We start from the raw sequence: 23,213 nt of genomic DNA, 5'->3' as shown, positions 1-23,213 counted from the left end.
GCCGACCAGGTGGTCCTGGTCCGTCAGCGGCCGCGGACGAGCCGGGACCGCCTGGTCGACGGCCCGGGGCGGCCTGCTCGGCGGTCGGGCCGTCAGGCGGTCGCGGGCGCCGGCTCGGGGGCAGTGGCAGCGGCCAGGTCGGTGCCCGACGACGCGGGCGAGTCGGCGAACTGCGTCCGGTAGAGCGTGGCGTAGCGCCCGCCACGTGCCAGGAGCTCGGTGTGCGTGCCCGTCTCGACGACCCGGCCGGCGTCGAGCACGACGATGAGGTCGGCCTCGCGGACGGTGGAGAGCCGGTGCGCGATGACGAGCGACGTCCGCCCGCGCAGCGCCTCGGCGAGCGCGGCCTGGACCGCCGCCTCGGAGTCCGAGTCGAGGTGCGCCGTCGCCTCGTCGAGGACGACGAGCTGAGGGGCCTTGAGGAACACCCGGGCGATCGCGAGGCGCTGCCGCTCGCCGCCGGACATCCGGTAGCCGCGGTCGCCCACGACGGTGTCCATGCCGGACGGCAGGGCAGCCACGACGTCCCACACGTGCGCGCGCCGCAGCGCGGACTCGAGCTCGGCGTCGGTCGCCTCCGGCTTGGCGTACCGCAGGTTCTCCGCGATCGAGTCGTGGAACAGGTGCGCCTCCTGCGTGACCACGCCGACGGCGTCGTGCAGGCTCTCCTGCGTGACGTCGCGCAGGTCGCGACCGGCGATCCGGACGTGGCCGGCGCTCGGGTCGTACATGCGCGTCACGAGCTGCGACACGGTGGTCTTGCCCGCGCCGGACGACCCGACGAGCGCGACCATCGCGCCCGCGGGCACGGAGAACGAGACGTCGTGGAGCGTGTCGGTGGTCGGGTCGGTGCCCTCGACGGCCACGGACTCGAGCGACGCGAGGGAGACCTCGGCCGCGCTCGGGTAGCGGAAGGTCACGCCGTCGAGCTCGAGGCTCGCGCCCTCGCGCGCGACGTCCGCGGCGAGGTCGTCGGCGTCGGGGGCGTCCGTGACGGTGGGCTCGAGGTCGAGCACCTCGAGCACGCGCTCAAAGCTGACGAGGGCCGTCATGACGTCGACCTGGACGTTCGACATCGCCGTCAGCGGGCCGTAGAGACGGCCCAGGTAGGCGGTGAGCGCGACGACCGTGCCGACGGTCAGCGAGCCCGAGATGGCCATGACGCCACCGAGGCCGTAGACGATCGCGACGGCGACGGACGCGACGACCGTGAGCCCGACGCGGAACACTGTCCCGTACATGGCCTGGCGGACCCCGATGTCGCGGACCCGGCGCGCCTGAGCGGCGAACCGCGATGACTCGCGGTCCGGGTCGCCGAACACCTTGACGAGGTGGGCGCCCGCCACGTTGAAGCGCTCGTTCATCGTCTGCGCCGCCTCGGCGTTGAGCTCGTAGCTCTCCCGCGTGATCGCGGCGAGGCGCTTGCCGACCCAGCGGGCGGGCAGGACGAACGCGGGCAGGAGGGTGAGCGCGAGGAGCGTGAGCTGCCACGACATCGAGAGCATCGCGGCGAGCACGAACACGACGGTGAGCAGGTTGGAGAACACGTTCGACAGGGTCGACGTGAACGCCTGCTGGGCGCCGAGGACGTCGCCGTTGAGGCGCTGGACGAGCGCACCGGTGCGCGTCCGGCTGAAGAAGGCGAGCGGCATGCGCTGGACGTGGTCGAAGACCGCGGTGCGCAGGTCGACGATGAGCCCCTCGCCGATGCGGGAGGAGAACCAGCGCTGCGCGACGCCGAGCGCGCCGGAGAGCACGGCGAGGCCGGCGGCGACCGCCGAGAGCGCGACGACGAGGCCGACGTCGCCGGCGGTGATGCCGTCGTCGATGATGCGCTGGAAGAGGAGCGGGGTGACGGCACCGGCGGCGGCGTCGACGGAGATGAGCACGAGGAACGCGGCGAGCTGGCGCCGGTAGGGCCGGGCGAACGTGAGCACCCGGCGGATCGTGCCGCGGTGCAGCCGTCGGGAGGTGACGGAGGCGTCCTGGCGGAACGAGCGCATGCCGCGCCCGCCGCCGGCGCCGGGGAGGGATGAGGGGAAGGACATGGGGCCTCCTGGGTGGGGGAGGGGCGCGTCGTCCGCGGCGGCGGTGGCCGTCCGGCGGGCGCGGTCCGAGGATCGCTCGCGCGACAACGATAGTGAGTTTAACTCACAATGAGCCGATACCACAAGTGGGCCCGGTCCCGGTACGCTCGGCCTCGTGACGACCGACGCGAGCCAGCCTGCCACGCCGGGCGCAGCCCCGGGTGGCCGAGCCACCTCCGCCGACGAGGCGGGGGAGTTCCTCGCGCTCCTGCACGCCGCGCTGCGCAGCGTGCGCCGCGAGGCGAGCGAGCGGCTCGAGCCCGCGGGCACGACGCCCGGCCAGTTCCGGATGCTGCGCTTCCTCTCCCGCTGCGACGGCCCGTGCCGGCTCGGCGCGGTGGCGTCGGCGCTCGACGTCGCGCCGCGCTCGGTCACCTCGAAGGTCGACGACGCCGAGCAGGCCGGTCTCGTGCGCCGCACTCCCGACCCGCAGGACCGTCGCGCCACGCTCGTCGAGCTGACGCCGCGCGGGCGCGAGGTCGTCGAGCAGGTCGGGGCGGAGAGGTCGTCGAGCGCGGGCACCCTGCTGGCCCGCCTGGACGCGCGCGAGCGCGCCGAGCTGCTCCGGCTGCTGCGCGCGGTCGCGGGCGAGCGGCCCGACGACGGCGAAGCGGCCGAGGGCTCCCCGGGGGCGATCTCCTCCCGCTGAGCGCCGGCTGGTCGAGGGGCGCCCCGCGCCCCGACGCGGGGCGGTGCGCCGACTGGCAGGATGGGACGCATGTTTCGCATCGGCCTGACCGGAGGAATAGCGGCGGGGAAGTCCGTCGCGCTCGCCCGCTTCGCCGAGCTGGGCGCGGTGGTCGTCGACTACGACGCCCTCGCGCGCGACGCCGTCGCGCCCGGCACCGTCGGCCTCGACGAGGTCGTCGAGGCCTTCGGCCCCGGGGTGCTCGGGGAGGACGGCGCGCTCGACCGGCCCGCGCTCGGACGCGTGGTGTTCGGGGACGACGTCGCGCGCGAGCGGCTCAACGCGATCGTCCACCCCGAGGTGCGCCGGCTCGCCGCCGAGCGCGAGGCCGCGGCCGGTGCGGCCGACCCGCGGGCCGTCGTCGTGCACGACATCCCGCTCCTCGTCGAAACGGGCGACCCGGCGCGGTTCCACTGCGTCGTGGTCGTGCACACGCCCGAGGACGTCCGGGTGGACCGCCTCGTGACGTCGCGGGGGCTGAGCGAGGACGAGGCGCGCGCGCGGCTCGCCGCGCAGGCCGACGACGCGGCGCGCCTCGCGGCCGCGGACGTCACCCTCGACGGCTCGGGCGAGCCCGGCGCGCTGCGCGCGCAGGTCGACGCGCTCTGGGCGCGCGTGCGCGCGGAGGTCGACGCGGAGGCGCTCGCGGAGCTCGAGGAGCGCGAGGCGTGACGGTCGTGGTGAGCGGCTTCGAGCCCTTCGGCGGCGACGCGACGAACCCCTCGTGGGAGACCGCCCAGCTCCTCGCGGAGCGCGCCGAGGAGCTCGTGGGGGACCGCGTCGTCGCCGTCCGGCTCCCCGTGACGTTCGCCGGGGCGTGGCCCGCGCTCGACGCCGTCGTCCGGGAGCACGACCCGGAGGTCGTCGTGGCGCTGGGGCTCGCGGGCGGCGCCGGGCGCGTGCGCCTCGAGCGCGTGGCCGTCAACGTGCGCGACGCCCGGATCCCCGACAACGCCGGGGCGCAGCCGGTCGACGTGCCCGTCGTGCCGGGGGCGCCCGTCGGGCACTGGTCCACGCTCCCGCTCAAGGCGTCGCTCGTCGCCGTCCGGGAGGCCGGCGTCCCCGTGGAGGTCTCCGGGACGGCCGGCACCTACGTGTGCAACGACGTGTTCTACGCCCTCATGCACCACTGGGGCTCCGTGCCGGGCCGCCGTGCGGGCTTCGTGCACGTGCCCGACGCCGGCGCGGTGCCCGTCGAGGGCCAGGTGACCGCCGTCGCGGCCGTCGTGCGGCAGGCGCTCCTCGGCGCCCCCGAGCCGCGGGTCGCCGCGGGCACCGAGAGCTGAGCGGGCGCCCGGGGGCAGGCAGGTCGCCCTGCCGGCCCCCGGGCGCCGCGGACCGTCAGCCCGCCGCGCGGCGACGGGCGACGACCACGAGCAGGGCCGCGCCCCCGGCGAGCAGGAGCGCCGCCACCACGGCGAGCACGACGACCGAGGAACCGGTCGAGGCCAGCCCGCCCCCCGGCGTCGGCTCGCTGCTGGGGGGCGCCGACGGCATCGGGTCCGTGCTCGCCACGGGCGTCGCCTCCGGAGCGGGCGTGCTCTTCGCGGCGGGCTCGCCGGACACCTCGGCGCCGGGCGTCTGGGTGGTCGTCGAAGGCGTCGTCGTCTCGGTGCCACCCGGGGTCGGAGTCTCGGGAGTCTGCTCCGGCTTCGGCTCCGGCTCCGCGGCGACCGGGACCAGCTCGCACGGGCCCGCGAACGGGTAGTTGTGGTGCTCGATGCCGGCCCCTCCGGTGTACGCGACCGCGCCGTTCGCGAGGACGCGCCCGTTCGTCGACGTGGACACCGTGAGCGTCGCGTCGGCGCGCGGGACGACGATCGTGCCGGGGAACTGGTCGTTCGTGCCGAGCGCGACCTGCGTCGCGTCCGGGAATGCCCAGAGGAAGTGGGACGACAGGTACTGCGTCGCCTGGTAGAGGCGCACGCCGTCGTACGCGACGTACGCGAGGGACGGGATGCGCACCGTGGACCCGCTGACGCTGAGCAGCACCGGCCCGGTGCCCGTGACGTGCAGCTCGCGGAGCGATGCGGCACCCTCTGCCGTGAGCGCGTACCGCGCGCCCGCCTCGACGGTCAGGACGCCGTTCTCGGGGGCGACCTGCTCGGCGCCGTCGGTGGCGTCGGCGGCGATGCCGGCGACGAGCGCGGGGAGCTCGTCGTAGGGCGCGAGCGCCGCGTCCCGGCCGACGCCCTGGCGCACGGACCCGTGCGTGCCGAGCGCGTTCGCGCTCTCGGTGCTCGGCGCCGAGCCGGTGATCGCGCCGCCCACCACGACGTTGCCGCCGCGCGACGCGTGGAACCCGACCTGCGTGTTCCGCGCGGTGGCGAGGTCACCGCCGACGACGAGCATGTCGGTCCCGCCCGCGGGGGTGATCGCGGACCCGCCGCCGCCCGCGGTCCCGACGTTGAGGGAGCCGGCCCCCGTGAGGTCGGCGTCCTTGCCGACCACGACGCGGCCCTCGAGCTCGGTCGCGGTCGCGACGGTGAGCCCGCCGCCCGCCCAGATGCCGACGCCCGCGTCCTCCACCGCGGTGAGCTCGTACACGCCGACGGGGCGGGTCGTGGCGTCCGCGGAGCAGACGTCGTCGGCGTCGACGACGGGCGTCGCGCTCGCGGGCGCGACGAAGCCGGCGGACAGGACCAGGGTGGTGAGGGCGATCAGGGGGATTCCGCGGGGGCGCGCGGGGTGCAGGTGCATGAGGGCTCCAGGTCGAGGGGTCGTTGACGGTGCTGACGAGAGCTGCGTGCAGGCCTCCACGCCCGTGGCCGGCCGGTCACCGGAGCTCCACGGGCGTCGGGGAGCGGGCAGGTCGAGGGAACCCTAGGGGTTCGGCACCACGCCTTCCAAATTGCGCGCGGGTGAACTCGGGTGTATACGGTGCGCAGCCCGTCGAGCGCTCCCGCGAACGATGTGGGTGGCTGGACGTACCGTGGTCACATGCGTCCCGTGACCGATCTCCAGCGCGCCACCGCTCCGTTCGAGGTCATCTCCGAGTACCAGCCGTCGGGCGACCAGCCCACGGCCATCGCGGACCTCTCGCAGCGCGTCCGCGCGGGCGAGAAGGACGTCGTGCTGCTCGGCGCCACCGGTACGGGAAAGTCCGCCACGACGGCCTGGCTGATCGAGGAGCTGCAGCGCCCGACGCTCGTCATGGCTCCCAACAAGACGCTCGCCGCGCAGCTCGCCACGGAGTTCCGCGAGCTGCTGCCGAACAACGCGGTCGAGTACTTCGTCTCGTACTACGACTACTACCAGCCCGAGGCGTACATCGCGCAGACGGACACCTACATCGAGAAGGACTCGTCCATCAACGACGAGGTGGAGCGGCTGCGCCACTCCGCGACGAGCTCGCTTCTGACGCGCCGGGACGTCGTCGTCGTGGCGTCCGTGTCGTGCATCTACGGCCTGGGCACTCCGCAGGAGTACGTCGACCGGATGGTGCGCCTCGACGTCGGGATGCAGGTGGAGCGTGACGACCTGCTGCGGCAGTTCGTCACGATGCAGTACACGCGCAACGACATGGCGTTCACGCGCGGCACGTTCCGCGTGCGCGGCGACACGGTCGAGATCATCCCGGTCTACGAGGAGCTCGCGGTCCGTATCGAGTTCTTCGGCGACGAGATCGAGAGCATCCAGACGCTGCACCCCCTCACGGGGGAGGTCATCCGCTCCGAGCCGAGCATCCACGTTTTCCCGGCGACGCACTACGTCGCCGGCCCGGAGCGCATGGAGCGCGCGATCTCCTCGATCGAGGCCGAGCTCACGGAGCGGCTCGACGAGCTCGAGCGGCAGAACAAGCTGCTCGAGGCGCAGCGGCTGCGCATGCGCACCACCTACGACATCGAGATGATGCGCCAGATCGGCACGTGCTCCGGGATCGAGAACTACTCCCGGCACATCGACGGCCGCGAGGCGGGGTCGCCCCCGAACACCCTGCTCGACTACTTCCCGGAGGACTTCCTCCTCGTCATCGACGAGTCGCACGTGACCGTGCCGCAGATCGGCGCGATGTTCGAGGGGGACATGTCGCGCAAGCGCAGCCTGGTGGACCACGGGTTCCGCCTGCCGAGCGCGATGGACAACCGCCCGCTGCGGTGGGAGGAGTTCGTCGAGCGCATCGGCCAGACCGTGTACCTGTCGGCCACGCCGGGCGACTACGAGCTCTCGATGGCGGACGGCGTGGTCGAGCAGATCATCCGCCCCACGGGCCTCGTCGACCCCGAGGTGATCGTCAAGCCGACCACCGGCCAGATCGACGACCTCCTGCACGAGATCCGCGAGCGGGTCGACCGTGACGAGCGCGTGCTGGTCACGACGCTCACCAAGAAGATGGCCGAGGACCTCACGGACTACCTGCTCGAGAAGGACGTCCGGGTCCGCTACCTCCACTCCGAGGTCGACACGCTGCGCCGCGTCGAGCTGCTGCGCGAGCTGCGCCTCGGCGAGTACGACGTCCTCGTCGGCATCAACCTGCTGCGCGAGGGCCTCGACCTGCCCGAGGTCTCGCTCGTCGCGATCCTCGACGCCGACAAGGAGGGCTTCCTGCGCTCGCCCAAGTCGCTCATCCAGACGATCGGCCGCGCGGCCCGCAACGTGTCCGGCCAGGTGCACATGTACGCGGACCGGATCACGCCGGCGATGGCCGCGGCGATCGAGGAGACCGAGCGTCGCCGCGAGAAGCAGATCGCGTACAACACCGAGCACGGCGTCGACCCGACGCCGCTGCGCAAGCGCATCTCCGACGTGACCGACATGCTCGCGCGCGAGGACGTGGACACCGCCGAGCTCCTGGCCGGCGGCTACCGCCAGCCGGGCAAGGGTGCCAAGGGCAAGGCCCCGGTACCGGGCGGGCCGAAGGAGGGCGCGTCGTCGGGCAACCGGCTCGCGGGCGCCGCGGCGAGCGACCTCGCGGAGCTCATCCAGGAGCTGAGCGACCAGATGCACGCGGCCGCGGGCGAGCTCCAGTTCGAGCTCGCGGCCCGGCTGCGCGACGAGATCTCGGGGCTCAAGAAGGAGCTGCGCCAGATGCACGCCGCGACGGCCTGACCGGTCCTGGGGGGGACCGGCCGGGCGTCGCCGCGGGCGCGCCCGCGGAACAGTCCACGGTGGCGTGGTGTTGTCACGCGTGCAGGAGCGATGGCCTATGCTGGCTCCTCAGCGAGGGGGAGTATTCCCACACGGTGATGTCGTCATCACGGTCGGCGCAGTCGTCGGCCCGGTGTCACCGGTCCCGCAACCACCAGCCCGCGTCTCGGACGCGCGCGCGTGGCGGTGCGTGGCGGAAGAGACCTTCGGTACTCAGTGCTACGTACCGGAGGTTTCTGCATGGACGTCCCCGTCTGGGCCTGGCTCGTCACCATCGGCGTGATCCTCGCGATGCTCGCCGTCGACTACGTCGGCCACGTGCGCACGCCGCACGCCCCGAGCCTGCGCGAGGCCAGCTGGTGGTCCGCGGGCTACGTTGCCGTCGCGGTGCTGTTCGGAGGCATCGTCTGGGCCGTCTGGGGCTCGACGTACGGCGGCGAGTACTTCGCCGGCTACATCACCGAGAAGAGCCTGTCGGTCGACAACCTCTTCGTCTTCGTGCTCATCATGACGAGCTTCCGCGTCCCGCGGCTGTACCAGCAGAAGGTCCTGCTGATCGGCATCACGATCGCGCTCGTCCTGAGGACGATCTTCATCCTCCTGGGCGCCGCGCTCATCGAGAACTTCAGCTGGATCTTCTACGTCTTCGGCGCGTTCCTGCTGTACACCGCGTGGACGCAGGTGAAGGCGGGCTCCGGTCACGACGAGGAGTTCCACGAGAACGGCGCGCTCAAGCTGACCCGCCGCCTATTCCCGACGACGGAGACGTACGTCGAGGACAAGATGACGACCAAGATCGACGGGAAGCGCTTCATCACCCCGATGCTCATCGTGATGATCGCGATCGGCAGCGCCGACCTGCTGTTCGCCGTCGACTCGATCCCCGCGATCTTCGGCCTCACGCAGGAGACGTACCTCGTGTTCGCGGCCAACGCGTTCTCGCTGCTCGGCCTGCGCCAGCTCTACTTCCTCATCGACGGCCTGCTGGACCGCCTCGTCTACCTCGCCTACGGCCTCGCCGCGATCCTCGGCTTCATCGGCGTGAAGCTGCTCATCCACGCGCTGCACAAGAACGAGGTGCCGTTCATCAACGGCGGTGAGCACATCACCGTCATCCCGGAGATCCCGACCGCCCTGTCCCTCGGGTTCATCGTCGTCGTGCTCACGATCACCACGGTCGCGAGCCTCGCCAAGGACCGCGCCGACCGCCGACGCGAGGCCGAGATCTCGGAGGGCTAGCCACCAATGGTTCACGAACTTCCCGTCTGGTTCGAGTGGGCGTCGCTGTCGGCGCTCGCCGTCCTGCTCCTCGTCGACCTGTTCGTCGTCGGGCGCCGGCCGCACGTCCCGTCCATGCGCGAGAGCGCGCTGTGGGTCGGGTTCTACGTCGCGCTCGCGCTCGTCTTCGGGGCGGTCGTCGGAGCGGTGGGGGGCGCGGCACCGGCCGGGGAGTTCTACGCCGGGTGGCTCACCGAGTACAGCCTCTCGGTGGACAACCTGTTCGTGTTCGTCATCATCATGGCGCGCTTCGCGGTCCCGCGGGAGCAGCAGCAGCGCGTCCTCATGGTCGGGATCATCGTCGCGCTCGTCCTGCGGGGAGGGTTCATCCTGGCGGGCGCGGCGATCATCTCGCAGTTCGTCTGGGTGTTCTACCTGTTCGGCGCGTTCCTCGTGTACACGGCGATCAAGCTCCTGGCGGGCGGCGACGAGCCCGAGGAGTACCACGAGAACCGCGCCGTCCGGGCGCTGCGCCGGGTCCTGCCGCTCGGCACCCGGTACGACGGCGGCCGGCTGCGCACGGTCGAGGACGGCAAGCGGGTGTTCACGCCGCTCGTCGTCGTGTTCCTCGCGATCGGCAGCACCGACCTGCTGTTCGCGTTCGACTCCATCCCGGCCATCTTCGGGCTCACGCAGGACCCGTTCATCGTCTTCACGACGAACGTCTTCGCCCTCATGGGGCTGCGCCAGCTCTACTTCCTGCTGGGCGGTCTGCTCGAGCGGCTGGTCTACCTGCCGATCGGCCTGGCCGTCATCCTCGGGTTCATCGGCGTCAAGCTCATCCTCGAGGCGCTGCACGAGAACACGCTGCCGTTCATCAACGGGGGCGAGCACCTCGAGGCGGTGCCGACGGTCCCCATCTGGCTCTCGCTCGTGGTGATCGTCGGGGCGCTCGCGGTCACGACCGTCGCGAGCCTGCTGCGCACCCGCGCGCTGCACGCACGGAGCGAGCCGGCGGACGGCGAGGAGCCCGGGCCTGCGGCGTCGTCCACGGAGGACGCCACGGAGACCGTGACCGACGAGGCGCCCGCCGCGGGGGAGACCCCGCCGCAGGGCGGCGGGGTCCCTCGCGGTGGTGCCGTGCGCTAGCGCGCGGCCCGGCTCAGACGCGGTCCGCCCAGTCGCCGATCACCGGCGACCACGGGCGGACCGCGCGCTGTGCGACCAGCCCGGCGCGCGCGAAGGGGTCCTCGTCGAGGACTGCGGCGACGGCGTCGGGCGTCTCCCCGTCGAGGACGAGCAGCGCTCCGGCGGGCGCGCCGTCGTGGGCGGGGAGCGGACCGGAGGCGAGCAGCGTGCCTCGGGTGTGGAGGTCGGCGAGGAACGCGCGGTGCTCGGGTCGCAGGGCGTCGAGCTCGGCGCTGCGGTCGGCGTAGACGTAGGTGACGGCGTGGATCGGCATGGAGCCAGTGAACCAGTCCGTCCCGACGTCGCGGGGCCCGGTCCGCGCCTCGGCTGCGCCCCGTGCTCCCTGCCGCCACCTACCGGCCGCACGCCACCGGCCGCCCGCTACCAGCCCTGCGCTACCAGCCGCGCTCGCGCCACTCGGCGAGGTGCGGCCGCTCGGCACCGAGCGTCGTGTCGGCGCCGTGACCGGGATAGACCCACGTGGCGTCGTCGAACCGGTCGAAGACGCGCCCGACGACGTCGGACAGCAGGCTCGCGAACCGCGCCGGGTCGCGGTCGGTGTTCCCGACCCCGCCGGGGAAGAGCGAGTCCCCGGTGAACAGGTGCACCCGGCCAGGCACGGCCTCGGGTTCGGCGACGTCGTCCGGCTCGCGGTAGGCGAGGGCGACGGATCCCGGCGTGTGCCCGCGCAGCGCCACGACCTCGAGGTCGATCGCGCCCACCCGCAGCACGTCCCCGTGCCGCAGGCGGCGGGCGACGGGTACGCCGGACGCCGCGGCGACCGCGTCCGCGTCGGGCTCGCCGGCAGCCGACCACGCGCCCGTCGCGGCGACGACCGGCGCGAGCGCCCGGAGATGGTCGGCGTGCCGGTGCGTCGTGACGACGCCGTCGAGCCGTCCCGACGGCGAGCCCGCCCGCACGAGGCCGAGCACGTCGTCGGGCGCGTCGGCGGCGTCGACGAGGAGCTCGGCACCGGTGCGCCGGCACGTGAGGAGGTAGACGTCGTTCGCGAGCGGCCCGACGGCGAGCTTGCGGATCTCGACCTCGTCGAGGCGTCGCAGGTCGTGCGGGCCGCCGACGGCGACCTGTCCGGTGTACGTCATGCGCCCAGTGTGCCGTCCGCTCGCGGGGGGCGGTGCGCCGCGACCCCGGGCCGCGGTGACCCGGGTCACGGCGGAGAGCCCGGACGTGGGGCGCTCGTGTGCGTTCGCCGGGTGCCGTGCGGAGGTGACGTCGAACACCTGTGCGAGTGTGGGTGGTCCGCCGTACGATGCTGCGGTGAGCAATCGCCTCGTCATCTCCGGTGCCCGCGAGCACAACCTGCGCAACGTCGACCTCGACCTCCCGCGCGACAAGCTCATCGTCTTCACGGGGCTCTCCGGCTCGGGCAAGTCGTCGCTCGCCTTCGACACCATCTTCGCGGAGGGCCAGCGCCGGTACGTCGAGTCGCTGTCCGCGTACGCGCGCCAGTTCCTCGGCCAGATGGACAAGCCGGACGTCGACTTCATCGAGGGCCTGTCGCCCGCGGTCTCGATCGACCAGAAGTCCACGAACCGCAACCCGCGCTCGACCGTCGGCACCATCACCGAGGTCTACGACTACCTGCGCCTGCTGTTCTCGCGCGCCGGGACGCAGCACTGCCCGGTGTGCGGCGAGCGCGTCACCGCGCAGACCCCGCAGCAGATCGTCGACCGCCTCCTCGAGCTCCCCGAGGGCACGCGCTACCAGGTCCTCGCCCCGGTCGTGCGCGGCCGCAAGGGCGAGTACTCCGAGCTTTTCAAGGAGCTCCAGACCAAGGGCTTCGCCCGCGCCCGCGTCGACGGCGAGGTGCGCACCCTCACGGACGTCCCGGCGCTCGAGAAGAAGCTCAAGCACGACATCGAGGTGGTCGTCGACCGCCTCGTCGCGCGCGAGGGCGTCCAGCGCCGGCTCACGGACTCCATCGAGACGGCCCTCGGGCTCGCGGGCGGGCTCGTCGTCGTCGAGCTCGTCGACGCGGACGCGGACGACCCGGCCCGGGAGCGCCGTTTCTCGGAGAAGCGCGCCTGCCCGAACGACCACGAGCTCGCGCTCGACGAGATCGAGCCGCGCACGTTCTCCTTCAACGCCCCGTACGGCGCGTGCCCGGAGTGCACGGGCATCGGGTTCCGTCTCGAGGTGGACCCGGACCTCGTGGTGCCGGACGACGAGAAGTCGCTGCGCGAGGGCGCGGTCGCGCCGTGGGCGCAGATCTCGTCGGAGTACTTCGAGCGCGTCCTCACGGCGCTCGCGGACGACCTGGGCTTCTCCATGGACACGCCGTGGCGCGCGCTGCCCGAGCGCGCGAAGAAGGCCGTGCTCCACGGCCAGAACCACCAGGTGCACGTGCGGTACAAGAACCGCTGGGGCCGTGAGCGGCAGTACTCGACCGGGTTCGAGGGCGTCATCACCTTCCTCGAGCGCCGGCACACCGAGACCGAGTCCGACTGGTCGAAGGAGAAGTACGAGGCCTTCATGCGCGAGGTCCCGTGCCCCGTGTGCCAGGGGGCACGCCTCAAGCCGGAGGTGCTCGCGGTCAAGGTCGGCGGCAGGTCCATCTGGGACGTGTGCCGCCTGCCCCTGCGCGAGGCCGCGGCGTTCCTCGGCTCGCTCGAGCTCGGCGCGCGCGAGCGCGCCATCGCGACCGAGGTCCTCAAGGAGATCGACGCGCGCCTCGGGTTCCTGCTCGACGTCGGCCTCGACTACCTCTCGCTCGAGCGACCGGCCGCGACGCTCTCCGGCGGCGAGGCGCAGCGCATCCGGCTCGCGACGCAGATCGGCTCGGGCCTGGTCGGCGTGCTCTACGTGCTGGACGAGCCGAGCATCGGCCTGCACCAGCGCGACAACCGCCGGCTCATCGAGACGCTCACGCGCCTGCGCGACCTCGGGAACACGCTCATCGTCGTCGAGCACGACGAGGACACCATCCGCACCGCGGACTGGGTCGTCGACATCGGCCCGGGCGCGGGCGAGCACGGGGGGCGGGTCGTGCACTCGGGCGACTACGCGGGCCTGCTCGAGGCCCCGGAGTCCGTCACGGGCGCGTACCTGTCGGGGCGGCGCAGCATCCCGCTGCCGGCGCAGCGGCGCCCGACAAACCCGGGCCGTCAGATCAAGGTCGTCGGCGCGCGCGAGCACAACCTCACGGGCATCGACGTGAGCTTCCCGCTGGGCACGTTCACCGCGGTCACGGGCGTCTCCGGCTCCGGCAAGTCCACGCTCGTGAACTCGATCCTCTACACCGTGCTCGCCAACGAGCTCAACGGGGCCCGGCAGGTCGCGGGCCGCCACACGCGCGTCACCGGCCTCGAGCACCTCGACAAGGTCGTGCACGTGGACCAGGGCCCGATCGGGCGCACGCCGCGGTCGAACCCCGCGACGTACACCGGCGTGTGGGACCACGTGCGCAAGCTGTTCGCGGAGACGACCGAGGCCAAGGTGCGCGGGTACACGCCGGGCCGGTTCTCGTTCAACGTCAAGGGCGGCCGCTGCGAGGCGTGCTCGGGCGACGGCACGCTGAAGATCGAGATGAACTTCCTCCCGGACGTCTACGTGCCGTGCGAGGTGTGCCACGGCGCGCGCTACAACCGCGAGACGCTCGAGGTGCACTTCAAGGGCAAGACCGTCGCGGACGTGCTCGACATGCCGATCGAGGAGGCGTCCGAGTTCTTCGCGGCCGTGCCCGCGATCTCGCGGCACCTCAAGACGCTCGTCGAGGTCGGGCTGGGCTACGTCCGGCTCGGGCAGCCGGCCCCGACGCTCTCGGGCGGCGAGGCGCAGCGCGTCAAGCTCGCGAGCGAGCTGCAGAAGCGCTCGACGGGCCGCACGATCTACGTGCTCGACGAGCCGACGACGGGCCTGCACTTCGAGGACATCCGCAAGCTGCTCGGCGTGCTCCAGTCCCTGGTCGACAAGGGCAACAGCGTCCTCGTCATCGAGCACAACCTCGACGTCATCAAGAGCGCGGACTGGGTCGTCGACATGGGCCCCGAGGGCGGCTCCGGCGGCGGCAAGGTCGTCGCGCAGGGGACGCCCGAGCAGGTCGCGCGCGTAGAGGCGAGCCACACCGGCCGCTTCCTCGCGGAGATCCTCGAGGGGCACGACCCCGTGCCCGTCGGGCCCGCGCCGTCGGCGTCCGCCGGGGCGTCGGCGCCTGCGGCGAAGGCCGGCAAGTCGACGAAGGGCCGGTCTGCGGCGGCCCGCCGGGCGACCGACGAGAAGCCGAAGACGGGGCGCCGGAAGGCGTCCGCGGCCTAGCCACGGTACGGCGTGGGCGCGGGTCGACCAGGCCCGCGCCCGCGCGGCGTGCTCGGTGCTCGCCGCGTCGGGGCCGGGGTGCTCGCCGCGCCCGGCGTCAGGCGGCGGCGCGCCGGGCTGGCGCCGGCTCGACGAGCACGCGGAAGTTCACCGAGCGCGCGATGAAGCAGTGGTCGTGCGCGCGCTGGTGGAGGGTCGCCAGCGCCGCCTCGTCCGTGCCGGGTCCGTCGTCGACCACCACGCGCGGGTGCAGCGTGACGTCCGTGAACTGGCCCTCGCCCCCGGACTCGACCCGCATGGTGCCGGTCGCGTCGTCGACGTACTCGCGCACGACGACGCCCGCCGCGGCCGCGAGGTGGAGGAACCACAGCATGTGGCACTGCGACAGGCTCGCGAGGAACAGCTCCTCGGGGCTGTACCGGGTCGGGTCGCCGCGGAACGCCGGGTCCGCGGAGCCGGGCAGCGGCGGCCTCCCGTCGAGGAGCACCTCGTGGTCGCGGCTGTAGGCGGTGTAGGACGCGGTGCCGCGGTCGCCCGCGCCGGTCCAGCGGGTCGTCGCGGCGTAGCCGTGCTGTGCGCTCATGGCCGCCACCCTAACGGCCGGTGACGCGCGTCACACGGCGCCGTCCCCGCGCCACCGCGTCCGTCGTCCCGCGTCCCCGCGTCGCCCCACACCCGAGCCACCGGCGTCGGTGGCCTGACCTAGGCTGGAGAACATGGCAGATCCCGCGACGTACCGCCCTGCGCCGGGGGAGATCCCCACCTCGCCGGGCGTCTACCGGTTCCGCGACGAGCACGGCCGTGTGATCTACGTCGGCAAGGCCAAGAACCTGCGCGCGCGCCTGTCGAACTACTTCCAGGACGTCGCGAACCTGCACCACCGCACCCAGACGATGGTCACGACGGCCGCGTCGGTCGAGTGGACGGTCGTCGGCACCGAGGTCGAGGCGCTCGCGCTCGAGTACACGTGGATCAAGGAGTTCGACCCGCGGTTCAACGTCAAGTACCGCGACGACAAGTCGTACCCGTACCTCGCGGTGACCATGGGCGAGGAGTTCCCGCGCGCCCAGGTGATGCGCGGCGCGAAGCGGCCCGGCACGCGGTACTTCGGGCCCTACGGCCACGCGTGGGCGATCCGCGAGACGCTCGACCTCCTGCTGCGGGTGTTCCCCGTGCGCACGTGCTCGGCGGGGGTCTTCAAGCGCGCCCACCAGACGGGCCGGCCGTGCCTGCTCGGCTACATCGACAAGTGCTCGGCGCCGTGCGTCGGGCGCATCACGCCCGAGGACCACAAGGCGCTCGCCGAGGACTTCTGCGACTTCATGGCGGGCGACACGCAGCGGTTCGTGCGCCGGCTCGAGCGCAAGATGAACGAGGCCGCAGCCGCGATGGAGTACGAGGCCGCGGCACGCCTGCGCGACGACATCGCCGCGCTCCAGCGCGCGACGGAGAAGAACGCGGTCGTCCTCGGCGACGGCACCGACGCGGACGTGTTCGCGCTCGTGGGCGACGAGCTCGAGGCGGCCGTCCAGGTGTTCCACGTGCGCGGCGGTCGCATCCGGGGTCAGCGCGGCTGGATCGTCGAGAAGGTCGAGGACGTCACAGACGCCGAGCTCGTCGAGCACCTGCTCCAGCAGGTGTACGGCGCGGCGGAGGAGGCCGTCGCGGCGGACGCCGGGACGCGCGCCGGGCGCGACCTCGCGCGCGACGCCGTGCCGCGCGAGGTCCTCGTGCCCGTCCTGCCGCCGGACACCGACCAGGTCACCACGTGGCTCTCCGGGCTGCGGGGCGCGCGGGTCGACGTCCGGGTGCCGCAGCGCGGCGACAAGAAGGAGCTCGCCGCGACGGTCCGCGCCAACGCGGAGCACGCGCTCGCGCTGCACCGCACGCGGCGCGCGGGCGACCTCACGACCCGCAGCCAGGCGCTGCGCGAGATCCAGGAGGCGCTCGAGCTCGAGACGGCGCCGCTGCGCATCGAGTGCTACGACGTCTCGCACAACCAGGGCACGTACCAGGTCGCCTCGATGGTGGTCTTCGAGGACGGGCTCGCGCGCAAGAGCGAGTACCGGCACTTCACGGTCCGCGGCCCGGACGGCGACGGCGCGGCCGACGACACGGCGGCGATGTACGAGGTGATCTCGCGCCGCTTCAAGCGCTACCTGTCCGACCGCTCGCGCTCGGGCGAGGTCGAGCTGGACCTCGAGGCCGACGACGTCGCCGACGGGTCCGACGCCGCGGCGCGCCGGGCGGAGCGTGCCGCGGAGGCGGCGGGCTACGTGCCGCGCAGCGGCGAGGTCGACCCCGACGCGCCCGTGGACCGGCGCGCGCGCTTCGCGTACCCGCCGAACCTCGTCGTCGTCGACGGCGGCCCGCCGCAGGTCGCCGCCGCGGCGCGCGCCCTGGCCGACCTCGGCATCGACGACGTCGCGCTGTGCGGCCTCGCCAAGCGGCTCGAGGAGGTCTGGCTGCCGGGGGAGGAGTACCCCGTCATCCTCCAGCGTTCCTCCGAGGGCCTGTACCTGCTCCAACGCGTCCGCGACGAGGCGCACCGCTTCGCGATCGCCCAGCACCGCAGGCAGCGCAGCAAGGGCATGACGGCCTCGGCGCTCGACGACGTCCCCGGCCTCGGCCCGGCGCGGCGCACCGCGCTCCTCAAGCACTTCGGCTCCCTCAAGCGGCTGCGCGCCGCGAGCGTCGAGGAGATCGCGAGCGTCCGCGGCATGGGCGAGCGGACGGCGCAGGCCGTCGTCGCGGCACTCGGCGGCGGGACCACGGACGACCGGACCTCGCAGGACACTCCGGCGCAGGACGAGGCCGCGGCCCGCGCGTGACGGCTGGCATGCTGGGGGCATGACCTCGGAGCCGACCCCGGACCTCAGCCCGCAGGGCCAGCCTGCCCGCGTGCCGGAGCCCTCCCCGACCACCGTCCCCAGCGGCATCCCCGCGATCGAGGCCGCGACCCACGCCCCCGAGCCGAGCGAGGCCGAGGTGCTCATCATCACGGGCATGTCGGGTGCCGGCCGCACCCGGGCCGCCGCCGTGCTGGAGGACCTCGACTGGTACGTCGTCGACAACCTGCCGCCGCGCATGATCGTCCCGCTCGTGGACCTCATGACGCGGTCCGGCTCGACGCTCGAGCGCATCGCGGCCGTCGTCGACGTGCGCGGGCGCGAGTTCTTCACCGACCTCGTCGAGGTGCTCGACCACCTGCGCCAGAGCGGCGTGTTCTACCGCATCCTGTTCCTCGACGCGTCCGACGAGGTGCTCGTGCGGCGCTACGAGCAGGTCCGGCGCCCGCACCCGCTGCAGGGGGAGGGGCGCATCCTCGACGGTCTCGCCGAGGAGCGCCGTCTGCTCGCGAGCCTGGAGGAGCGGTCCGACGTCGTCATCGACACGTCCGAGCTCACCGTGCACGACCTCGCGCGCGAGGTGCGCGCCGCCGTCGCCGACGGCACCCCCGAGACGCTGCGCATCAACGTCGTCTCGTTCGGGTTCAAGTACGGGTTGCCGCTCGACGCGGACCACGTGGTCGACGTGCGGTTCCTCGCCAACCCCTACTGGATCACCGAGCTGCGCCACCTCACCGGCCGGGACACGCCCGTGCGCGACTACGTGCTCGGGCGCCCCGGCGCGCTCGAGTTCGTCGACCGGTACGTGAACGCGCTCGAGCCCGTGTTGGCCGGGTACCTGGGGGAGGAGAAGCGGTACGTGACGATCGCCGTCGGCTGCACGGGCGGCAAGCACCGGTCCGTCGCGATCAGCGAGGCGATCGCCGCACGCCTGCGCGCCCAGGGGCAGCGCGTCATCGTCACGGCCCGCGACCTCGGCAAGGAGTGACCGGCGCCGTGGTCAGCCTGCGCAACCCCGCCGTCGTCGCCCTGGGCGGCGGCCACGGGCTCTCCGCGAGCCTGTCGGCGCTGCGGCTCATGTCCGACCGTCTCACGGCGGTCGTCACCGTCGCCGACGACGGCGGCTCCTCAGGGCGCCTGCGCGAGGAGCTCGGCGTCCTGCCGCCGGGAGACCTGCGCATGGCGCTCGCGGCCCTGTGCGACGACTCCGAGTGGGGCCGCACGTGGAGCGCGCTCCTGCAGCACCGGTTCACGTCGGAGGGCGACCTCGACAACCACGCGGTGGGCAACCTGCTCATCGTCGCGCTGTGGGAGCTGCTCGACGACCCGGTGGCCGGTCTCGACTGGGTGGGCAAGCTCCTCGGGGCGCGGGGCCGCGTGCTCCCCATGGCGGCCGTGCCGCTGCGGATCGAGGCGGACGTCTGGACGCAGGGCCGGCTCGAGACGGTCGTCGGGCAGAGCCGCGTCGCGGTCACCCACGACCGCATCGAGCAGCTCCGGCTCGTGCCCGCCGACCCGCCCGCGTGCCCGGAGGCGGTGCGGGCCGTGGAGGAGGCGGACTGGGTCGTGCTCGGTCCCGGGTCGTGGTTCTCGTCGGTGATGCCGCACCTGCTCGTCCCCGAGCTCGCACGCGCGCTGCACGAGACCTCGGCGCGCCGGTGCGTCACGCTCAACCTGTCGAGCGAGACGGGGGAGACGTTCGGGCTCACCGCGACGGAGCACCTGGAGGTGCTGCACAAGCACGCTCCGGAGCTGCGGATCGACGCCGTCGTGGCCGACCCGTCCGCCGTCGAGGACACCGAGCAGCTCGCGGAGGCCGCGGCGCGCACGGGTGCCCGGCTCCTGCTGCGCCAGGTCCGCCGGGGCGACGGCACGCCGCGGCACGACGCGCTGCGGCTCGCGGCCGCCTACCGCGACGTCTTCGACGACGTCCTCGGGGACGTCGGCTCGCCCGCCCGCTGAGCCCTCGCCGCCTCCAGCGCCCGTCGTGGACAGGCGCGCGAGAGGGCCGGGCCCGGGTGCGCGCCGGACACCGCGACGGCCGCCCCCGCGCTCCGGGACGCCGCCGCGACACGCTCCCATCGGTGGCAGGATGTCCCGCATGGCGCTCACGGCACAGGTGAAGGACGAGCTGGCACGACTGCGGGTGGACAAGACTTCGTGCCGCAAGGCGGAGGTGTCCGCGATGCTCCGCTTCTCGGGCGGCCTGCACCTCATCTCGGGTCGTGTGGTCATCGAGGCCGAGCTCGACACGGCCATCGCCGCGCGGCGCCTGCGCGAGACCATCGCCGACGTCTACGGCCACACGAGCGAGCTGATCGTGGTGTCCGCCGGGGGGCTGCGCAAGAGCAGCCGGTACGTCGTGCGGGTCGTGCGCGACGGCGAGTCCTTGGCCCGCCAGACGGGCCTCCTCGACCAGCGCGGCCGGCCCGTGCGCGGGCTGCCCCCGCAGGTCGTCTCCGGCGGGGTGGAGGAGGCCGAGGCCGCGTGGCGCGGCGCCTTCCTCGCCCACGGGTCCCTCACGGAGCCCGGGCGCTCGTCGGCCCTCGAGATCACGTGCCCCGGCCCGGAGGCGGCCCTAGCGCTCGTCGGCGCGGCCCGGCGCCTCGGGGTGTCCGCCAAGTCGCGCGAGGTCCGCGGGATCGACCGCGTGGTGATCCGCGACGGCGACGCGATCAGCGCGCTGCTCACGCGCCTCGGCGCGCACGAGGCGGTCCTCGTCTGGGAGGAGCGGCGCGCGCGTCGTGAGGTGCGCGGCACGGCGAACCGGCTCGCCAACTTCGACGACGCCAACCTGCGCCGCTCGGCGCGCGCCGCCGTCGCGGCGGGCGCCCGGGTCGAGCGGGCGTTCGAGATCCTGGGCCCCGACCTGCCGGAGCACCTCCGCGAGGCCGGCGAGCTGCGCCTCGCGCACAAGCAGGCGTCGCTGGAGGAGCTCGGTCAGCTCGCGGACCCGCCGCTCACCAAGGACGCCGTCGCGGGGCGCATCCGGCGCCTGCTCTCGACGGCGGACAAGCGCGCCGCCGAGCTCGGCATCCCGGACACCGAGGCGGGGCTGAGCCCGGAGCTGCTCGACCTCTGAGGAGCGCGGCCCTCCGCCCGCGACCGTCGCGCCGCTCGGCCGCCACCGTGGCGCCCGTCCCCTGGACGTCACGCACCGGCGGGACGATGGTCCCGAAGCATGGGATTCAGGTCACATGACGGAGTGGTGTTGGTATAGGCTCGTCAGTGTCAGGTGACAACGACGTGCTCCTTCGCTGACACCCCTCGTGGGCGTGGGTGGTCCCGGCTGTCGCCGTGACGGTCCACGAGCACGGAGGGTGCTGTGCCGGGATCCGGGCAGCGGGGCACGGGCGCGATCACCACCTGCGTACGACGGCGTACGTGATCGTTCGGCATCAACCGTGTGCGTCGGGACAACCGGCGCGCCCTGAGGAGGGCATTGTGACCATCCGCGTCGGTATCAACGGCTTCGGTCGTATCGGACGGAACTTCTACCGCGCCATCGTCGAGTCGGGCGCCGACATCGAGATCGTCGGCGTGAACGACCTCACGGACAACAAGACGCTCGCGCACCTGCTCAAGTACGACACGGTCCTCGGCCGTTTCCCGCTGAGCGTGGACTTCGACGACGACAACATCATCGTCGACGGCAAGAAGATCCGTGCGCTCGCGGAGCGCGACCCGGCGAACCTCCCGTGGGGCGAGCTCGGCGCCGACATCGTCATCGAGTCGACCGGCTTCTTCACCGACGCGACCAAGGCGAAGGCGCACATCGACGCCGGCGCCAAGAAGGTCATCATCTCGGCCCCGGCCAAGAACGAGGACGCCACGTTCGTCATGGGCGTGAACTCGGACCAGTACGACCCGGCCGCGCACCACATCATCTCGAACGCGTCGTGCACCACGAACTGCCTCGCCCCGCTGGCCAAGGCGCTCAACGACTCGATCGGCATCGAGCGTGGTCTCATGACCACGATCCACGCCTACACGGGTGACCAGAACCTCCAGGACGGCCCGCACCGCGACCTGCGTCGTGCCCGCGCCGCCGCGCAGAACATCGTCCCGACCTCGACGGGTGCGGCCAAGGCCGTGTCGCTCGTCCTGCCCGAGCTCAAGGGCAAGCTGGACGGCTACGCGCTGCGCGTCCCGGTCATCACGGGCTCGGCGACCGACCTCACCTTCACCGCCTCGCGCGAGGTCACGGTCGACGAGGTCAACGCCGCGCTCAAGGCGGCGGCCGAGGGCCCGCTCAAGGGCATCCTCGAGTACGTCGACGACGAGATCGTGTCGAGCGACATCGTCACCAACCCGCACCAGAGCATCTTCGACTCGAAGCTCACGAAGGTGATCGGCGACCAGGTCAAGGTCGTCTCCTGGTACGACAACGAGTGGGGCTACTCGAACAGCCTCGTCGCGCTGACCGCCCTGGTCGGCGAGAAGCTCTGAGCCACCTGCTGACGCAGCACATCCCTGCGTAGCACCATGCGTCCGCGTGCGCGTCCCGGCACCGCCCGGTGACGCGCACGCGGACGTCCTCATGTGCGGGCCGAGCCGGCTGCCGGCAGGCGTCCCGCACGACGGCGACAGAACCGTAGGAGACCGCATGAAGACCATCGACTCCCTGGGCGACCTGCGCGGCAAGCGCGTCCTCGTCCGCTCCGACTTCAACGTCCCGCTCGACGGGACGACCATCACGGACGACGGGCGCATCCGCGCCGCGCTCCCGACGCTGAGGAAGCTGACGGACGCGGGCGCGAAGGTGATCGTCACCGCGCACCTCGGCCGCCCCAAGGGCGAGCCGGACCCGAAGTACTCCCTCGCGCCCGTCGCGGCCCGCCTGGGCGAGCTGCTCGGCGTGCCGGTGCACCTGGCGCAGGACGTCGTCGGCGACTCGGCGCGCGAGACGGTCGCCGCGCTCGGCGACGGCGAGGTCGCGCTGCTGGAGAACATCCGGTTCGACCCGCGCGAGACGTCGAAGGACGACGCGGAGCGCCAGGCGCTCGCCCGCGACCTCGCGCAGCTCGCGGACGTCTTCGTCTCCGACGGCTTCGGCGTCGTGCACCGCAAGCAGGCGTCGGTCTACGACGTCGCGCAGGTGCTCCCGTCCGCGGTGGGCGAGCTCGTCCTCAAGGAGGTCGACTCGCTGCGCAAGGCGACGGAGGACCCGCAGCGGCCCTACGCGGTCGTGCTCGGCGGCTCGAAGGTCTCCGACAAGCTGGGCGTCATCGCGAACCTGCTCACCAAGGCGGACCGCCTGCTCATCGGCGGCGGCATGGTGTTCACGTTCCTCGCGGCGAAGGGCTACGGCGTCGGGAAGTCCCTCCTCGAGGAGGACCAGATCGACACGGTCAAGGGCTACCTCGCGGACGCGGAGAAGAACGGCGTCGAGATCGTCCTGCCGACGGACATCGTGGTGGCCGACGCGTTCGCCGCGGACTCGCCGCACGAGGTCGTCGCCGCGGACGCGATCCCGGCCGACAAGATCGGCCTCGACATCGGCCCCGAGTCGGCCAAGCTCTTCGCGAGCAAGATCGTCGACGCGAAGACCGTCGTCTGGAACGGCCCCGCCGGCGTGTTCGAGTTCGAGGCGTTCTCGGGCGGGACGCGCGCCGTGGCCCAGGCCCTGGTCGACGCGACGGCGAACGGCGCGTTCACCATCGTCGGCGGTGGCGACTCGGCCGCCGCGGTCCGCATCCTCGGCTTCGACGAGGCGGGCTTCAGCCACATCTCGACCGGTGGCGGCGCGAGCCTCGAGTTCCTCGAGGGCAAGGACCTGCCGGGGATCTCCGTCCTCGAGGGCTGACCGCCCCTCCGTAC

18 protein-coding genes are annotated in these 23,213 nt (G+C 73.0%); 13 read left to right on the top strand and 5 right to left on the bottom strand.

Annotated elements, in window-relative coordinates:
- Positions 1-92: 92 nt before the first annotated feature.
- Positions 93-2,048: an ABC transporter ATP-binding protein gene (locus MT994_RS03315; protein ID WP_354805119.1), complete on the bottom strand. Its 1,956-nt coding sequence runs from the start codon at positions 2,046-2,048 to the stop codon at positions 93-95.
- Positions 2,049-2,202: 154 nt separating this feature from the next.
- Between MT994_RS03315 and MT994_RS03310 the strand changes: the two genes are divergently transcribed.
- The 3 genes from MT994_RS03310 (at position 2,203) to MT994_RS03300 (ending at position 4,061) form a co-directional block, all read left to right on the top strand.
- Positions 2,203-2,736, top strand: coding sequence for a MarR family transcriptional regulator (locus tag MT994_RS03310; RefSeq protein WP_354805118.1), 534 nt, complete (start codon positions 2,203-2,205; stop codon positions 2,734-2,736).
- Between the two features lie 69 nt (positions 2,737-2,805).
- Positions 2,806-3,447: a dephospho-CoA kinase gene (gene coaE, locus MT994_RS03305; protein ID WP_137280560.1), complete on the top strand. Its 642-nt coding sequence runs from the start codon at positions 2,806-2,808 to the stop codon at positions 3,445-3,447.
- The gene (locus MT994_RS03300; RefSeq protein ID WP_354805117.1) at positions 3,444-4,061 is read left to right on the top strand and encodes a pyroglutamyl-peptidase I; all 618 of its coding nucleotides are present in this window, start codon (positions 3,444-3,446) and stop codon (positions 4,059-4,061) included. Before coaE ends, MT994_RS03300 begins: the two co-directional genes overlap by 4 nt.
- Positions 4,062-4,116: 55 nt before the next feature.
- Here the strand turns inward: MT994_RS03300 and MT994_RS03295 are convergent, their stop codons facing one another.
- Entirely contained in the window at positions 4,117-5,475 is a 1,359-nt protein-coding gene (locus MT994_RS03295; protein ID WP_354805116.1) for a collagen-binding domain-containing protein, read from the bottom strand.
- Between the two features lie 240 nt (positions 5,476-5,715).
- On the opposite strand from MT994_RS03295, the gene uvrB reads away from it, so the two are divergent.
- The 3 genes from uvrB (at position 5,716) to MT994_RS03280 (ending at position 10,230) form a co-directional block, all read left to right on the top strand.
- On the top strand, positions 5,716-7,824 hold the full coding sequence (uvrB, locus tag MT994_RS03290) for an excinuclease ABC subunit UvrB (RefSeq protein ID WP_031315536.1): 2,109 nt from the start codon (positions 5,716-5,718) through the stop codon (positions 7,822-7,824).
- Positions 7,825-8,103: 279 nt separating this feature from the next.
- Positions 8,104-9,102 carry a TerC family protein gene (locus MT994_RS03285; protein WP_034655130.1) on the top strand — a complete coding sequence of 333 codons (999 nt, stop codon included), beginning with the start codon at positions 8,104-8,106 and terminating at the stop codon, positions 9,100-9,102.
- Positions 9,103-9,108: 6 nt separating this feature from the next.
- Positions 9,109-10,230 carry a TerC family protein gene (locus tag MT994_RS03280; RefSeq protein ID WP_354805114.1) on the top strand — a complete coding sequence of 374 codons (1,122 nt, stop codon included), beginning with the start codon at positions 9,109-9,111 and terminating at the stop codon, positions 10,228-10,230.
- Between the two features lie 13 nt (positions 10,231-10,243).
- Here MT994_RS03280 and MT994_RS03275 read toward each other — a convergent pair whose 3' ends face one another.
- Positions 10,244-10,543 carry a YciI family protein gene (locus MT994_RS03275; protein WP_194522722.1) on the bottom strand — a complete coding sequence of 100 codons (300 nt, stop codon included), beginning with the start codon at positions 10,541-10,543 and terminating at the stop codon, positions 10,244-10,246.
- A gap of 121 nt (positions 10,544-10,664) precedes the next feature.
- Complete coding sequence (locus MT994_RS03270) at positions 10,665-11,372, bottom strand: MBL fold metallo-hydrolase (protein ID WP_354805112.1); 708 nt, start codon at positions 11,370-11,372, stop codon at positions 10,665-10,667.
- A 175-nt stretch (positions 11,373-11,547) separates the two neighbouring features.
- On the opposite strand from MT994_RS03270, the gene uvrA reads away from it, so the two are divergent.
- Positions 11,548-14,544, top strand: a complete 2,997-nt coding sequence (gene uvrA / locus MT994_RS03265) for an excinuclease ABC subunit UvrA (RefSeq protein ID WP_354805111.1) — start codon at positions 11,548-11,550, stop codon at positions 14,542-14,544.
- A 97-nt stretch (positions 14,545-14,641) separates the two neighbouring features.
- Here uvrA and MT994_RS03260 read toward each other — a convergent pair whose 3' ends face one another.
- Positions 14,642-15,127, bottom strand: a complete 486-nt coding sequence (locus MT994_RS03260) for an OsmC family protein (protein ID WP_085388754.1) — start codon at positions 15,125-15,127, stop codon at positions 14,642-14,644.
- 133 nt (positions 15,128-15,260) lie between these two features.
- Here MT994_RS03260 and uvrC point away from each other — a divergent pair, with 133 nt between their 5' ends.
- The 6 genes from uvrC to MT994_RS03230 all read left to right on the top strand — a co-directional run bounded on the left by uvrC (position 15,261) and on the right by MT994_RS03230 (position 23,199).
- Complete coding sequence (gene uvrC / locus MT994_RS03255) at positions 15,261-17,375, top strand: excinuclease ABC subunit UvrC (RefSeq protein WP_194522719.1); 2,115 nt, start codon at positions 15,261-15,263, stop codon at positions 17,373-17,375.
- 19 nt (positions 17,376-17,394) lie between these two features.
- Entirely contained in the window at positions 17,395-18,381 is a 987-nt protein-coding gene (gene rapZ, locus MT994_RS03250; protein WP_021482824.1) for an RNase adapter RapZ, read from the top strand.
- A gap of 8 nt (positions 18,382-18,389) precedes the next feature.
- Complete coding sequence (gene yvcK / locus MT994_RS03245) at positions 18,390-19,355, top strand: uridine diphosphate-N-acetylglucosamine-binding protein YvcK (RefSeq protein WP_354805110.1); 966 nt, start codon at positions 18,390-18,392, stop codon at positions 19,353-19,355.
- Positions 19,356-19,494: 139 nt separating this feature from the next.
- Complete coding sequence (whiA, locus tag MT994_RS03240; RefSeq protein ID WP_034655142.1) at positions 19,495-20,475, top strand: DNA-binding protein WhiA; 981 nt, start codon at positions 19,495-19,497, stop codon at positions 20,473-20,475.
- A 362-nt stretch (positions 20,476-20,837) separates the two neighbouring features.
- Entirely contained in the window at positions 20,838-21,842 is a 1,005-nt protein-coding gene (gap, locus tag MT994_RS03235) for a type I glyceraldehyde-3-phosphate dehydrogenase (RefSeq protein ID WP_021481805.1), read from the top strand.
- Positions 21,843-21,999: 157 nt separating this feature from the next.
- Complete coding sequence (locus MT994_RS03230) at positions 22,000-23,199, top strand: phosphoglycerate kinase (protein ID WP_354805109.1); 1,200 nt, start codon at positions 22,000-22,002, stop codon at positions 23,197-23,199.
- Positions 23,200-23,213: the final 14 nt, after the last annotated feature.

The sequence above is a fragment of the Cellulosimicrobium sp. MI9406 genome, from assembly GCF_040595865.1.
Lineage (GTDB): Bacteria > Actinomycetota > Actinomycetes > Actinomycetales > Cellulomonadaceae > Cellulosimicrobium > Cellulosimicrobium funkei.
This window is presented reverse-complemented; position numbering and strand designations above follow the sequence as displayed.

Coding starts and splice junctions, on each gene's coding strand:
- MT994_RS03275 (WP_194522722.1), bottom strand. CDS start 10,543: ATGCCGATCCACGCCGTCACCTACGTCTACGCCGACCGCAGCGCCGAG.
- uvrC (WP_194522719.1), top strand. CDS start 15,261: ATGGCAGATCCCGCGACGTACCGCCCTGCGCCGGGGGAGATCCCCACC.
- MT994_RS03260 (WP_085388754.1), bottom strand. CDS start 15,127: ATGAGCGCACAGCACGGCTACGCCGCGACGACCCGCTGGACCGGCGCG.
- coaE (WP_137280560.1), top strand. CDS start 2,806: ATGTTTCGCATCGGCCTGACCGGAGGAATAGCGGCGGGGAAGTCCGTC.
- MT994_RS03230 (WP_354805109.1), top strand. CDS start 22,000: ATGAAGACCATCGACTCCCTGGGCGACCTGCGCGGCAAGCGCGTCCTC.
- rapZ (WP_021482824.1), top strand. CDS start 17,395: ATGACCTCGGAGCCGACCCCGGACCTCAGCCCGCAGGGCCAGCCTGCC.
- MT994_RS03280 (WP_354805114.1), top strand. CDS start 9,109: ATGGTTCACGAACTTCCCGTCTGGTTCGAGTGGGCGTCGCTGTCGGCG.
- MT994_RS03295 (WP_354805116.1), bottom strand. CDS start 5,475: ATGCACCTGCACCCCGCGCGCCCCCGCGGAATCCCCCTGATCGCCCTC.
- MT994_RS03315 (WP_354805119.1), bottom strand. CDS start 2,048: ATGTCCTTCCCCTCATCCCTCCCCGGCGCCGGCGGCGGGCGCGGCATG.
- uvrB (WP_031315536.1), top strand. CDS start 5,716: ATGCGTCCCGTGACCGATCTCCAGCGCGCCACCGCTCCGTTCGAGGTC.
- whiA (WP_034655142.1), top strand. CDS start 19,495: ATGGCGCTCACGGCACAGGTGAAGGACGAGCTGGCACGACTGCGGGTG.
- MT994_RS03270 (WP_354805112.1), bottom strand. CDS start 11,372: ATGACGTACACCGGACAGGTCGCCGTCGGCGGCCCGCACGACCTGCGA.
- MT994_RS03285 (WP_034655130.1), top strand. CDS start 8,104: ATGGACGTCCCCGTCTGGGCCTGGCTCGTCACCATCGGCGTGATCCTC.